General features: G+C 72.6%; 13 protein-coding genes. 8 read left to right on the forward strand and 5 right to left on the reverse strand.

The genetic code is table 11. The features are described 5' to 3' along the window. Positions 1–223: 223 nt before the first annotated feature. Positions 224–679: an ATP-binding protein gene (locus ACP4J3_RS36265; protein ID WP_426540568.1), complete on the reverse strand. Its 456-nt coding sequence runs from the start codon at positions 677–679 to the stop codon at positions 224–226. Between the two features lie 213 nt (positions 680–892). Here ACP4J3_RS36265 and ACP4J3_RS36270 point away from each other — a divergent pair, with 213 nt between their 5' ends. Together ACP4J3_RS36270 and ACP4J3_RS36275 are read left to right on the forward strand one after the other, a co-directional pair. Next, a complete protein-coding gene (locus ACP4J3_RS36270; RefSeq protein WP_426540569.1) occupies positions 893–1,762 on the forward strand; it encodes a helix-turn-helix domain-containing protein in 870 nt (289 codons plus the stop codon). Positions 1,763–1,771: 9 nt separating this feature from the next. Further along, positions 1,772–1,999: a DUF397 domain-containing protein gene (locus ACP4J3_RS36275; RefSeq protein WP_426540570.1), complete on the forward strand. Its 228-nt coding sequence runs from the start codon at positions 1,772–1,774 to the stop codon at positions 1,997–1,999. An 80-nt stretch (positions 2,000–2,079) separates the two neighbouring features. Here the strand turns inward: ACP4J3_RS36275 and ACP4J3_RS36280 are convergent, their stop codons facing one another. Beyond that, on the reverse strand, positions 2,080–3,207 hold the full coding sequence (locus tag ACP4J3_RS36280) for an 8-amino-7-oxononanoate synthase (protein ID WP_426540571.1): 1,128 nt from the start codon (positions 3,205–3,207) through the stop codon (positions 2,080–2,082). Between the two features lie 146 nt (positions 3,208–3,353). Here ACP4J3_RS36280 and bioB point away from each other — a divergent pair, with 146 nt between their 5' ends. Genes bioB through bioD form a run of 3 tightly spaced genes read left to right on the forward strand, consistent with a single transcriptional unit; the run spans position 3,354 to position 6,562 of the window. Continuing rightward, positions 3,354–4,556 (forward strand): biotin synthase BioB, encoded by a 1,203-nt coding sequence (gene bioB / locus ACP4J3_RS36285; protein WP_426540572.1) that lies wholly within the window; start codon positions 3,354–3,356, stop codon positions 4,554–4,556. Continuing rightward, on the forward strand, positions 4,549–5,829 hold the full coding sequence (locus ACP4J3_RS36290; RefSeq protein WP_426540573.1) for an adenosylmethionine--8-amino-7-oxononanoate transaminase: 1,281 nt from the start codon (positions 4,549–4,551) through the stop codon (positions 5,827–5,829). Before bioB ends, ACP4J3_RS36290 begins: the two co-directional genes overlap by 8 nt. A gap of 1 nt (position 5,830) precedes the next feature. Further along, positions 5,831–6,562 carry a dethiobiotin synthase gene (gene bioD, locus ACP4J3_RS36295; protein ID WP_426540574.1) on the forward strand — a complete coding sequence of 244 codons (732 nt, stop codon included), beginning with the start codon at positions 5,831–5,833 and terminating at the stop codon, positions 6,560–6,562. Positions 6,563–6,843: 281 nt separating this feature from the next. Here bioD and ACP4J3_RS36300 read toward each other — a convergent pair whose 3' ends face one another. Then, positions 6,844–9,576: a LuxR C-terminal-related transcriptional regulator gene (locus ACP4J3_RS36300; RefSeq protein ID WP_426540575.1), complete on the reverse strand. Its 2,733-nt coding sequence runs from the start codon at positions 9,574–9,576 to the stop codon at positions 6,844–6,846. 127 nt (positions 9,577–9,703) lie between these two features. Here ACP4J3_RS36300 and ACP4J3_RS36305 point away from each other — a divergent pair, with 127 nt between their 5' ends. Beyond that, on the forward strand, positions 9,704–10,390 hold the full coding sequence (locus ACP4J3_RS36305) for an esterase/lipase family protein (RefSeq protein ID WP_426540576.1): 687 nt from the start codon (positions 9,704–9,706) through the stop codon (positions 10,388–10,390). A 104-nt stretch (positions 10,391–10,494) separates the two neighbouring features. Then, complete coding sequence (locus ACP4J3_RS36310) at positions 10,495–11,184, forward strand: class I SAM-dependent methyltransferase (protein ID WP_426540577.1); 690 nt, start codon at positions 10,495–10,497, stop codon at positions 11,182–11,184. An 18-nt stretch (positions 11,185–11,202) separates the two neighbouring features. Here the strand turns inward: ACP4J3_RS36310 and ACP4J3_RS36315 are convergent, their stop codons facing one another. Both ACP4J3_RS36315 and ACP4J3_RS36320 read right to left on the reverse strand, forming a co-directional pair. Continuing rightward, on the reverse strand, positions 11,203–11,577 hold the full coding sequence (locus tag ACP4J3_RS36315; protein ID WP_426540578.1) for a fic family toxin-antitoxin system, toxin component: 375 nt from the start codon (positions 11,575–11,577) through the stop codon (positions 11,203–11,205). Between the two features lie 4 nt (positions 11,578–11,581). Continuing rightward, positions 11,582–11,821, reverse strand: coding sequence for a toxin-antitoxin system HicB family antitoxin (locus tag ACP4J3_RS36320; protein WP_426540579.1), 240 nt, complete (start codon positions 11,819–11,821; stop codon positions 11,582–11,584). Positions 11,822–12,012: 191 nt separating this feature from the next. Here ACP4J3_RS36320 and ACP4J3_RS36325 point away from each other — a divergent pair, with 191 nt between their 5' ends. Then, positions 12,013–12,888, forward strand: a complete 876-nt coding sequence (locus tag ACP4J3_RS36325; protein ID WP_426540580.1) for an ABC transporter ATP-binding protein — start codon at positions 12,013–12,015, stop codon at positions 12,886–12,888. Positions 12,889–12,890 lie beyond the last annotated feature (2 nt).

The following is a 12,890-nucleotide window of genomic DNA, read 5'->3' on the forward strand; positions in this document are numbered from 1 at the left end:
GTCCGCTACGAAGCGACCGTGCTGGTCGCAGCCATCAACGAGTGGCTGTGACCAGCACTTTCACAACAGGCCCTAGGGGGTGTTTTGGAGGTCCCGTGCGGTGCTCGCGCCCGCCGCGGCAGCGGCTGGTGTCACCGCCGGTGCGGCGAGGGTGCGTGCCGACCGCGACACAAGCCGCTGCCGCCGGGGGCACGGGTGCTGTGCGGGGCCTCCAAAACACGCCCTACTCCTGTGGTCCGGCCGCCGCCACCGGTGCGGCGGGTACCGTCCACGGGAGTTCGATGGAGACGGTCTTGCCGCCCTCGCGGGTGGGGCGCACTCTCAGCTTGCCGCCGCATTCGGCGGTCAGCCAGCGGATGATGACCATGCCGCGGCCGTTGTCCTGCTGGACGGCGGCAGGCAGCCGCTTGGGGAAGCGCGGGTGGCTGTCGGTGACGCCGATGCGCAGTTGTTCGTCACGGTCGAGCGCGAGGTCCACCGTGAAGGTGGGTGACTGGCCGAGGGTGTGCTGTACGGCGTTGGTGGCGAGTTCGGAGACGATCAGACGGATGGTGTCGGCCATTTCCGCTTCCGGCGGCAATCCCCACTCCGCGAGGGTGGTGAGCACATAGCCCCGGGCCGCGGAGACCGAGGCGGGATCGCTCGGCAGAGTGACGGATGCTTCCAAATGATCTGCCATGGCGACGTCGTCCCTTTCCCACGGGACCGGAGTCCGACACGGAGCGGATGGTTCGAGTACGGTCCCGGACTGGTGCTTCGTCGCCAGACTGCCATTTCCGCGCCTGTCACGGGTGGCGATCCACCAAGATATGCATATATCTGTCGCTCGAAGCGGTGAACTCTGCGACGGCAGACCGTATTTGGGCGGCTCGGTTGGAGTAAGGAGTAGCCCATGCAGCACGGTCCCGCGGTGCGCCGCCGAAAACTGGGCGCGGAACTGCGCGCGTTGCGCACCGGGGCGGGGCTCACCAGTGGTGAGGCGGCCCGGCTGGCGGGCTGGCACCAGTCCAAGGTGAGCCGGATCGAGACCGGCGCCAGCGGGGTGAAACCGGCCGATGTGCGGTTACTGCTCGACGTCTACGCCGTACGGGACGCCCAACTGCGGGAGTTACTGTTGGTGTTGGCGGGGTCCGACGAGGGGGGCGGCCGGCACAACTGGTGGCATGCGTACCGGGGAGTGCTGCCGCCGACGTACCGGGACTTCATCAGCCTGGAGTCGCAGGCGAGCGCGATGCGCACCCTGGAGACATCCGTGGTGCCCGGGTTGCTCCAGACCCCCGAGTACGCCCGGGCCGTGACCAGGGCCGCGGTGGCCGGCCTCGCCGACGAGGCCGACGAGCGCCTGGACGCGCTGGTCGCGGTGCGTCTGGCCAGGCAGGACGTGCTGCGCGGCGATCCGCCGATGAGGCTGAGCGCGGTGCTGGACGAGGCCGTGCTGCACCGGGAGATCGGCGGGCCCGAGGTGATGACGCGGCAGATGGGCCGGCTGATGGAGGCGGCGCGACTGCCCCAAGTCAGGCTCCAGGTGCTGCCGTTCAAGGCCGGAGAGCACATCGGCATCACTGGGCCTTTCGTTATCTTCTCATTTTCGAGCACTTCTGATCTGGATGTGGTTGTTCTCGACCACTTGACGAGTAGCCTCTATCTCGAACGGAAAGAAGACCTCCAGGCCTACACGGAGGCCTTCAACGCCCTTCGGATCCACGCCCTTTCGCCCGAGGAAACGCTGGATTACATCGCCACGCTGGGTGGCGGCGCGTAAGGAGGCACCATGACCGCACTGCCTCGGACCATCACGTCGAGCACCGAACTGCTCGGTGCGTGCTGGCTGCGCAGCAGCTACAGCACGGGAGCGAACAACTGTGTGGAGACGGCACGGCCGCGCTCCGGCCCCTGGACCGGACTGCTCGCCGTACGCGACTCCAAGGATCCGGCCGGACCCGCGCTGCTCTTCTCCCCCGAGAGCTGGGCGGGCTTCACGGCCGCGTTTCAGTCCTGACCGCTTCGATCAGCTTCGATCAGTCCTGATCGACTCCGGTCAATTCGACGACAGACGAAGACAGGCCGTGTCACGCCGACTCATGGTCGTGTCTCGCCGATCACCTGTACAGCGCGTTCGATCTCGGCCTCGGTGAGGTCCGCGCGGGCGGTCAGCCTGAGCCGTGAGATGCCGTCGGGCACGGAGGGAGGACGGAAACAGCCCACGGCGAGGCCGGCCGCCCGGCACTCGGCCGCCCATTGGACGGCCCCCTCCGGGGACGGTGCGCGCACGGAGACGACCGCGGCGTCCGGACGTACCGCCTCCAGACCGGCGGCGGTCAGACGTGCGTGGAGTTCGCGCGCCACCGCGCCCGCCCGCCCCGCCCGCTCCGGCTCGCGGCGCAGCAGCCCCAGTGCCGCCAGGGCCGCGCCGGCCGAGGCGGGGGCGAGGCCCGTGTCGAAGATGAACGTCCGGGCCGTGTTGACCAGGTGCTCGATCACCCGGGCCGGGCCGAGGACGGCGCCGCCCTGGCTGCCGAGCGACTTGGACAGCGTGATGGTCGCGACGACGTCGTCGGCGCCCGCGATCCCTGCCGCGTACGGGGCGCCGCGGCCGCCGGCACCGAGCACACCGAGGCCGTGGGCGTCGTCGACGACCAGTCCCGCGCCGCGCTCCCGGCACGCCTCGGCGTACCCGGCCAGCGGGGCGGCGTCGCCGTCGACCGAGAAGACGGTGTCGGACACGGCCACGGCGGGGCCGTCGTGCGTCAGGAGCGCCTTGCGCACGGCGTCGGGGTCGCAGTGCGCGACGACCTGTGTCGTGCCGCGCGCCAGCCGGCAGCCGTCGATCAGCGAGGCGTGGTTGCCCGCGTCCGACACGATCAGCGAGCCGTGCGGGGCCAGCGTGGTGACCGCGGCGAGGTTGGCCGCGTAGCCGGACGAGAAGACCAGGGCCGCCTCGAAGCCGCAGAAGTCGGCCAGCTCGCGCTCCAGCTCGGTGTGCAGCTCGGTCGTGCCCGTGACGAGCCGGGAACCGGTCGCGCCGCCGCCCCACGTCCCGGCCGCCCGCGCGGCGCCCTCGGTGACCTCCGGATGGCGGGCCAGGCCCAGGTAGTCGTTGCTCGCGAGGTCGAGGAGCGGCGAGTCGGCCGGGCGGGGGCGCAGGGTCCGCACGAGTCCGGCGTGGCGGCGCGACTCCGCCTGCTCGTCGATCCAGCCGAACGCCATGGTTCCTCCGGGCTTTTGTAGGCAGTGCACAGACACTAGCCGCACGACCGACGGCGCACGGTGTGGCAATACCCACACATCGAATCGACAGGGTTGTGCGAACTCTCCTTGGCTCCGGCACCCTCCGTACGTAAGGATCAGCTCCCATGGACCTGCTGAACACGCTGGTGGACAAGGGGCTTCGGCGCGAGCTGCCGACCCGCGAGGAAGCCTTGGCCGTCCTCGCCACTTCCGACGACGACCTGCTCGATGTGGTGGCCGCGGCCGGCAAGGTGCGCCGGCACTGGTTCGGCCGACGGGTGAAACTCAACTACCTCGTCAACCTGAAGTCCGGGCTGTGCCCCGAGGACTGCTCCTACTGCTCCCAGCGTCTCGGCTCCACCACCGGCATCCTCAAATACACCTGGCTCAAGCCCGACGAGGCCTCGCAGGCCGCGGCCGCCGGTTTGGCGGGTGGCGCCAAGCGGGTCTGTCTGGTGGCGTCCGGGCGCGGCCCGACCGACCGTGACGTGGACCGGGTCGCGGGCACCATCAAGGCGATCAAGGAGCAGAACGAGGGCGTCGAGGTGTGCGCCTGTCTCGGTCTGCTGTCCGACGGCCAGGCGGAGCGGCTGCGCGAGGCGGGCGCGGACGCGTACAACCACAACCTCAACACGTCCGAGGGGACGTACGGGGACATCACGACCACGCACACCTACGCCGACCGCGTGGACACCGTGAACAAGGCGCACGCGGCCGGTCTCTCCGCCTGCTCCGGGCTCATCGCGGGCATGGGCGAGAGCGACGAGGACCTGGTCGACGTCGTGTACTCGCTGCGCGAGCTGGACCCGGACTCGGTGCCGGTCAACTTCCTGATCCCGGTGGAGGGCACCCCGCTGGCCAAGGAGTGGAACCTCACTCCGCAGCGGTGCCTGCGGATCCTGGCGATGGTGCGCTTCGTGTGCCCGGACGTGGAGGTGCGGATCGCGGGCGGCCGCGAGGTCCATCTGCGCACGATGCAGCCGCTCGCCCTGCACCTGGCCAACTCGATCTTCCTCGGCGACTACCTGACCACCGAGGGCCAGGCCGGCAAGGCGGACCTGGAGATGATCGCCGACGCCGGCTTCGAGGTGGAGGGCACCGACCAGGTGACGCTGCCGGAGCACCGGGCGGCGACGGCCGGGGGCGGCGGCTGCGGGTCGCACGAGAGCTCGGGGTGTGGATCCGACGAAGCTGCTGGCTGCGGGTCGCACGAAGGTGGCGGTGTCTGCGGTACGGCCGCTGCCGCCGTCCCGGCGGGCGAGCCGCGCACCGACCTGGTCGCCGTACGCCGCCGGGGCGCCGGAACGGACCTCGCGCCCAATGCCTGAGCTGAGCGTGCCCGAGCTGCTGGAGCTCGACCGGCGGCACGTGTGGCATCCGTACGGGCCCATGCCGGGCCTGGCGGAGCCGCTCGTGGTGGAGTCGGCGAGCGGGGTACGGCTGAAGCTCGCGGACCGTTCGGGTGAACTGGTCGACGGCATGTCGTCCTGGTGGTCGGCGATCCACGGCTACAACCACCCGGTGCTGAACGAGGCCGCGCGCGAGCAGCTCGAGCGCATGAGCCATGTGATGTTCGGCGGGCTCACCCACGAGCCCGCCGTACGCCTCGCGAAGCTCCTTGTCGACATGTCGCCCGACGGTCTGGAGCATGTCTTCCTCGCCGACTCCGGGTCGGTGTCGGTCGAGGTCGCGGTCAAGATGTGCCTGCAGTACTGGCGCTCGCTCGGCCGCCCCGGCAAGCAGCGGCTGCTGACCTGGCGCGGCGGCTATCACGGCGACACCTGGCAGCCGATGTCGGTGTGCGACCCCGAGGGCGGGATGCACGAACTGTGGACCGGGGTGCTCCAGCGCCAGGTGTTCGCGGACCCGCCGCCGGCGGAGTACGACGAGTCGTACGCCGACCACCTCCGGTCGCTGATCGAAGGGCACGCGCACGAACTGGCGGCGGTGATCGTCGAGCCGGTCGTGCAGGGCGCGGGCGGGATGCGGTTCCACTCCCCCGCGTATCTGCGGGTGCTGCGGGAGGCGTGCGACGCGCACGGCGTGCTGCTGGTGTTCGACGAGATCGCGACCGGTTTCGGCCGCACGGGCGCGCTGTTCGCGGCGGAGCACGCGGCGGTGACGCCGGACGTGATGTGCCTGGGCAAGGCGCTGACCGGCGGCTATATGACGATGGCGGCGACGCTGTGCACGTCCCGCGTGGCCGACGGCATCTCGCGCGGCGAGGTGCCGGTGCTGGCGCACGGCCCGACGTTCATGGGCAATCCGCTGGCGGCCGCGGTCGCCGGCGCCTCGATCGAGCTGCTGCTCGGCCAGGACTGGCAGGCCGAGGTCAAGCGGATCGAGGCGGGACTGCGGGAGGGGCTGGCGCCCGCGGCGGACCTTCCGGGGGTGAAGGACGTACGGGTCCTCGGCGCCATCGGGGTCGTCCAGCTGGACCACGCCGTTGATATGAAGGCGGCCGGCGCGGCGGCCGTGCGCGAGGGCGTGTGGCTGCGGCCGTTCAGGGACCTCGTCTACACGATGCCGCCGTACGTCACGGGCGACGAGGACGTGGCGAGGATCGCCCGTGCGGTGTGCGCGGCGGCGCGGGAGGGCTGAGATGCCGGTACTGGTGATCACGGGCACGGGCACGGAGGTCGGCAAGACGGTCACCACGGCCGCGGTCGCGGCGTCGGCGCTGGCGGCGGGCCGCTCGGTGGCGGTGCTGAAGGCGGCACAGACGGGGGTACGGCCGGACGAGCCGGGGGACGCACAGGAGGTCGCGCGGCTCGCGGGCGCGGTGACGACGGCGGAACTCGCCCGCTATCCCGACCCGTTGGCCCCCGCGACGGCGGCACGCCGGGCCGGCCGGGCAGCGGTCGGGCCGCACGAGATCGCCGAGGCCGCCGCCAAGCTGGCCGCCGAGCACGATCTGGTGCTGGTGGAAGGGGCGGGCGGTCTGCTGGTCCGCTTCGACGAGGCGGGCGGCACCCTGGCGGACGCGGCCGAGCTCATGGCGGTGCCGGTCCTGGTGGTGGCGTCGGCGGGCCTGGGCACCCTGAACACGACCGAACTCACGGCGCGTGAACTGCGCGGCCGGCGGCTGGACTTGCTGGGCGTGGTGATCGGGAGCTGGCCCGAGGCGCCGGATCTGGCGTCGCGTTGCAATGTGGCGGATCTGCCGGAGGTGGCGGGGGCACCGCTGCTGGGCGCGGTACCGGCGGGGGCGGGGGCGCTGCCGCCCGCCGACTTCCGTGACGCGGCGGCGGGTTGGCTGGCGCCGAGGCTGTTCGGGACGTGGGACGCGGAGGGGTTTCGGGGGCGGGTGTCAGACCCCCGTGCGACGCTCTGAATCATGGGCACCGCAGAAGCGGTCGAGGCCGAGGCCCGGCAGGACGACGAGTCGCCGCTCACTGCGGGGATACGCCGGGGGCCCGGCCGTGCTGTCGTGTGCGGGGCGTCTCGAGGCGAGGGTGGTGGCCGAGGCCCGGGTGCTGAAGGCGATGCCCGCGGTCGAGCAGTCCCTCGGGCAGACGCCGTGCGCCCATGCGGGGCATCCGTGTGACGACATGCCCACGCCTTCGCCGGTTGAGCCAGGGCCTTTCCGCCGGGTGGGGGTGACGGCATGGCCGCCTAGCCGGTCCCCTCTTCCCCGCTCTCGGCGACGATCCGCACCAGTTCGATGCGGGAGCGGATGCCCAGACGGGTGAAGACGCCGCGCAGGTGGTGGTCGATCGTGCGCGGGCTGAGGGCCAGGCGGGTGGCGATCTCGCGGTTGGTGGCGCCCTCGGCGGCCATGCGGGCGACCAGGAGTTGCTGGGCCGTCAGGCGCGAGGCGGGGGTGTCGGGGCCGGTCCGGGCGGGGGCGGCCGGGGTGCCCAGGGCGCGCAGTTCGGTGCGGGCCTGGGTCGCGCAGTGCGGGGCGCCGAAGGAGTCGAAGGCCTCCAGGGCGCTGTGCAGGCGGTCACGTGCCTCCGTACGGCGCCGCAGCCGGCGCAGGGCACTGCCGAACAGCAGCTCCGTACGGGCCCGCTCGAAGTCCCGGGTGCCATGCGAGTGCAGGTCGAGTGCCGTGCGGTAGTGGTCGACGGCTTCCGCGCCAGGGGCGAGCAGGGCTCGGCAGCGGGCGCTGAGGGCCAGGTCGTCGGGGCTGCGGACGGTGTCGGCCCAGCGGTCGTAGTCGGCGTGTGCCACGCGGGCGACCCGGGTGTCGCCGGTGCGGACGGCGGCCTCCACGTAGTGCGGGGTGGCCAGATGGCGGATGGCCCGGTGGCCGTGGCCGGGGCCGAATCCGGCGAGGGCGCGCAGCCGGGCGGCCGCGGCGGCGTAGCGGCCGCTGCTCAGGTCGAGGAAGGCGAGCGCCCACTGGGCGAGAGCGGCGGGCAGGCCCAGGCCGCGGGCGAGGGCGTACGACCGTGCGGTCGCGGCGCGTTCGCGGCAGACGTCGGCGTCCCCGGTGAGCGCCGCGAACATGGCGAGGGCGGCCTGCAGATGGCAGGCGCCGTTGTCCTGGCCGGTGGCGTGGGCCTGCCACAGCGCATCGGCCGCGGCGGCCTCGCCGGCCCGGGGGCGTCCGGTCCAGAAGTCGGCGTAGGCCCGGAACTCCATGGCCTGCGGCACGGTCACCGGGGTGCCCCGCGTCCGGGCGGAGGCGGTCGCGCGCAGGGTCGCGGTGGCCGCGCGGGTGTGGTCGCCGAGGAGCAGGGCGGCGATCGCGGCATGGATGAGGACGGTGGGGTCGCCACCCGGCCCGCACCGCCCGGCCGCCGCCTTCAGCAGGTCGCGCGCATCCTCGTACCGCCCGTCGAACGCGGCCACGAGCCCGCCCAGCGTGCCGGACTGCCCGACCCCGAGCCGCTCGGCGACCCGGGACGCCTCACGCAGCCGACGCACGTCGCCCGTGTAGATGGCGGCCTCGGTGGCGCGGGCGAGGAGGTGGGTGACGGGGGCGGCGGTGACACGGCGAGCAGGGGAGGTGTCGGGGGCGATGCCAGGGGCGGTGGTGATGCCGGGAGCGGTGATGATCCCGGGGGCGGTGGTGGTCCTCGGGACCGTGGAGGCGCCCGGCGCCGCGGACGTTCCGGGCGCCGTGGAGGTTCCGGGCGCCGGGTCAGTGCCAAGCCCCTTGGAAGCGCCCGGCGCCGTAGACGCTCCAGGCACCGCGGACGTTCCAGGCACCGTGCAAGTGCCAGGCTCAGCGGACGCGCCAGGCCCCGTGCAAGCACCCGGTGCCATAGACACGCCAGGCACCGCGGACGTTCCAGGCACCGTGGAAGTGCCGGGCGCCGCGGAAGCGCCCGGTGCCGAAGACGCGCCGAGCCCCGTGGAAGCGCCAAGCCCCGTGCAAGCGCCAGGTGCCGTAGACACGCCAGGCTCCGCAAACGTTCCAGGCACCGTGGAAGTGCCAGGCGCCGCGGCAGCGCCCGGTGCCGTGGACGTGCCAAGCGCCATGGACGTGCCCCGCGCCGTAGACGCGCCCCGCGCAGCGACCGGCGTCGTCGCGTTCGCCGCGCGGACCGCCGCCGTCAGCAGTGCGTCGAACGCCTCCGTCGCGTTCCCCGCCCGCAGCGCCAGCACCCCGCTCAGCGCCTCGTCGGCCACGGTCGCCGCCAGGCTGCGCGCCCGGTCCCCGTCGCCCGACCGCCAGGCGTACCCGGCGGCCCGGGCCGTCAGGCGGGACTGCCGGGACGGGTCCGGGCACAGTGCGGCGGCCCGCTCTGCCAGGGCTCGCGCCAACGGCAGCCGCCCCGCGCCGGCCGCCTTGCCCGCGGCCACGCCGAGTTCCGCGGCCAGCCGCCCGCTGGGGCCGACCGCTCCCGCGCCCCGGTGCCAGGAACGCCACGGTGTCTCGCCCTCGCCGCGCAACACGCGGGCCAGCAGCCGGTGGACGTCGCGCCGGTCGGCCGGGGAGCCCGTCTCGTAGGCCGCGATCCGCGTCCACGCGTCACGGAACACCACACCGCCCGCTCCGGCGTGCGCGACCCCGGCCGCCTCGGCGGGGTCCAGGGACCGGGTGTCGAGACGGGCCGCCATGACGGCGCGCAGGAAGGCGTCGGTGGGGACCGGGTACTGGTCGGCGGCGGCGAGCAGGAGCAGCAGGCGCGTGTCGTCGGGCAACGCGCGTATCTCCGTGCGGCGTTCACGCAGCAGCTGCGGTGCCTGGTCGGCCGGTGCCGTGGGGAGCGGGTCGAGGCCCGTCGCCTGGCGTTCGGTGAGGCGCGGGGCCAGTTCGGCGGCGGCGCGCGGATCGCCGTACACCGCGCGCAGCACCCGGACGCGGACCCCTTCGGGAAGGGCGGCGGCCGACGCTCGCCACGCGTCGGTCGGCTGCGGTGGCGAAGTGCGGTCGAGAGGTGGGGGGTTCACCGGAGTCACCACACAGATGACGTTACTGGCGGGTCAGTTGAAGCGTAAAGACCGGCGATTTCGCCGATGCGGCGCGCGTAGACCCGGCTCGACACTCCTGACAACCCCACACGTTTCAGGAGGCATCATGCAGCGCCACAAGCGTCGCATCGCCACGGTTCTGACGGCCGTGACCTCATCGCTCCTGCTGTCCCTGTCCCTCTCCCCCACACCCGCGCAGGCGGCCGCCCACGATCCGGTAGTCTTCGTGCACGGCCTGAGCAGCTCGGCGAGCAGTTGGGACGACTGGGCCGGCTACTTCGCGGCCGACGGCTACTCCTCCGCCGAGCTGAACGCCTGGTCCTACGACTGGGCCCAGTCGAACGCCACCACCGCCCAGCGGCTCGCGGCCGAGATCAGGGACGTGCTCGCCCGGACCGGCGCCTCGAAGGTCGACCTGGTCGTCCACTCCATGGGCGCGCTGAGCGCCCGGTACTACCTCAAGAACCTCGGCGGGACGTCGTACGTGGACGACTTCGTCTCGACGGCCGGGGTGAACCACGGCACGTCCACCGCCTCGTGGTGCGCGTGGCTGTACACCTCCTGCGCGGAGATGAACACCGGCAGCTCGTTCCTGACCGCGCTGAACTCCGGCGACGAGACCCCGGGCGGTGTGTCGTACGCCAGCTACTGGTCGAACTGTGACGACGCGCTGACGCCCGACACCACCGCGATTCTGAGCGGTGCGACGAACGTCGAGGTCGGCTGTGTCTCGCACAGCGACATGAACAACGATCGCGGCGTGTACGAGCAGGTCCGGGACTTCATCGGCTGAGGCGGCCGGGCCTGCCCGGACGACCGTCACCATGACAGCGGGGGGTGCGCCGGTCCCGGACGGGGGACAATCGGGAGTGAGTCCCGTCCTTCCGGGAGGTCCCCATGGCCCTGAGGTCCGTCACCGGCTCCGGCAAGGTGCCACGGGATGCCGTGCACCACCCGCTGTTCGCCCGTTTCTACGCCCGGGTCAGCGTCAACGCCGAGACGCGGATGGGCATGGCCGACATCCGCGACCGGCTGCTGGCCGGGCTGTCCGGCCGGGTGATCGAGATCGGCGCCGGCAACGGTCTGAACTTCGCCCACTATCCGAGCGCGGTCTCGGAGGTCGTCGCCATCGAACCGGAGCGCATGCTGCGGAAGTTGGCGGTGGAGTCCGCGCTGCGCGCCGGGGTGCCGGTGGATGTGGCGCCGGGCGTGGCGGAGGCGCTGCCGGTCAAGAGCGAGGCTTTCGACGCGGTGGTGCTGTCGCTGGTGATGTGCAGCGTACGGGACGTGCCGCGGGCGCTGGCCGAGGTACGGCGGGTGCTGCGGCCCGGCGGCATGGTGCGGTTCTTCGAGCACGGCCGGGGCGGCGGTCGCGCGATGCTCCTCACGCAGCGCGCGCTGGACCGGACGGTGTGGCCGCTGCTGAGCGGCGGCTGCCATGTCTCCCGGGACCCGGTCGCGGCGCTGCGCGAGGCGGGCTTCGAACTCGGCCCGTGCCGCCGGGTGATGGTGCCGGAGCAGGGTCCGGCCCTGCCCTCGTCGTACTGCACGCTGGGCACGGCATGGCGGCCGCCGGTCAGTCGGTAGTCACGGGAGTCCACCCAGTCACAGAGTCCACTGCCGCAGTTCCCGCGCGATGTCGTCCACCGAGGCCTCGCCGCTCTTCACCAGCCGGGCCAGGTCGCGTACCTGCTCGGGCGAGGTGACGACCTTCAGGCCGCTGGCGACGAGGTAGGCGTAGGCGACCGCGGAGGCGAACAGGGCGTTGGAGCGCTCCAGCGCGGGGACGTGGATGAGCAGTTGGAGGAGGGCGGCGGCCCGGGCGTGCGGGCTGTCGTAGACGGGGACGTCGAATATCTCAGCCTGGTGGCGTGCGACGGCGGCGACGAGGGCGCCCCAGTCGGAGACCTGTGGGTCCCCCGGCGTCCGCTTCTCGGCGAGCATGAGCAGCCAGGCAAGGTCGATGTTCAGTTCGTTCAACGGTTCAGTGGCGACCTTCGCGCGCGCCCTCGCGGTCGGCGCCGAACTCCTCGGCGAACACCGACTCGTACTGCTTCATGAAGTCGGCCGCGGCCTCGACGAACGTATGGCCGACCTCGCCGGTGTCCTGCTTGACCAGCTCCTCGATGTAGCGGTTGACGCTCATGCCGCGGGCCAGGGCGCGCTCGCGGGCGGCGCGGGCCGTGCCCTCGTCCACTCTCACGTTCAGTTGGGTCTTCGCCATGCTTCGAAGCTAGCGCGGGAGTGCTAGCACCGGCAAGGGTGCATCCCACGGTGGAGAGTGCCCCTTACATCGATATCAGGGGCCCGACCTGGGAGGGAGACCGACCGGGACCTTCGGCGGATACCCGGCGTGTGCTGGATCACATTACGCTCGGCGGAGATGAGGGTCGTTACGTCCGCGAGGAGGCGGTTTTGTCCACAGCAGCTGCCCAGTACGCCCCGGGCTCCGCGTCGGCGGACGGGATCGCGGCCCGCGCCCGGGGCCTGACGAAGGCGTACGGCTCGGGCGAGACGACGGTGCTCGCCCTCGACGCGGTGGACGTCGACATCGCGCGCGGTCGCTTCACCGCGGTCATGGGGCCGTCGGGCTCGGGCAAGTCCACGCTGATGCACTGCCTGGCGGGCCTCGACAACGCCTCGGCGGGGCAGGTGTGGCTCGGCGACACCGAGATCACCGGGCTGAAGGACCGCGAGCTGACCCGGCTGCGGCGGGACCGGATCGGGTTCATGTTCCAGTCGTTCAACCTGATCCCGACCCTGAACGCGGCCGAGAACATCACCCTGCCCATGGACATCGCGGGCAAGAAGCCCGACGAGAAGTGGCTGGACCAGGTCATCGACACCCTCGGGCTGCGGGACCGGCTGGGGCACCGGCCCGCCCAGCTCTCCGGCGGCCAGCAGCAGCGCGTGGCCTGCGCCCGCGCGCTCGCCTCCCGGCCGGAGCTGATCTTCGCGGACGAGCCGACCGGCAACCTCGACTCGCGGGCCGGCCTCGAGGTGCTCGGCTTCCTGCGCGAGGCCGTCGACCAGCTCGGGCAGACCGTCGTCATGGTCACCCATGACCCGGGCGCCGCCGCCCACTCCGACCTGGTGCTCTTCCTGGGCGACGGACGGATCGTCGACGAGATGGAGCGGCCGACGGCGGAGGCCGTGCTGGAGCGGATGAAGCGCTTCGACGTGATCCGCAGCCAGTTCGACGACGCCGGGCCCGCGCCGGGGGCGATACCGCCGGCCGACGGACCCTCGTCGGCGTCGCCCGAGCCGCCCGCGTCGCCCGAGGAGAGCTGACC

The sequence above is a fragment of the Streptomyces sp. UG1 genome, assembly GCF_049974585.1.
Classification (GTDB): Bacteria; Actinomycetota; Actinomycetes; order Streptomycetales; family Streptomycetaceae; genus Streptomyces.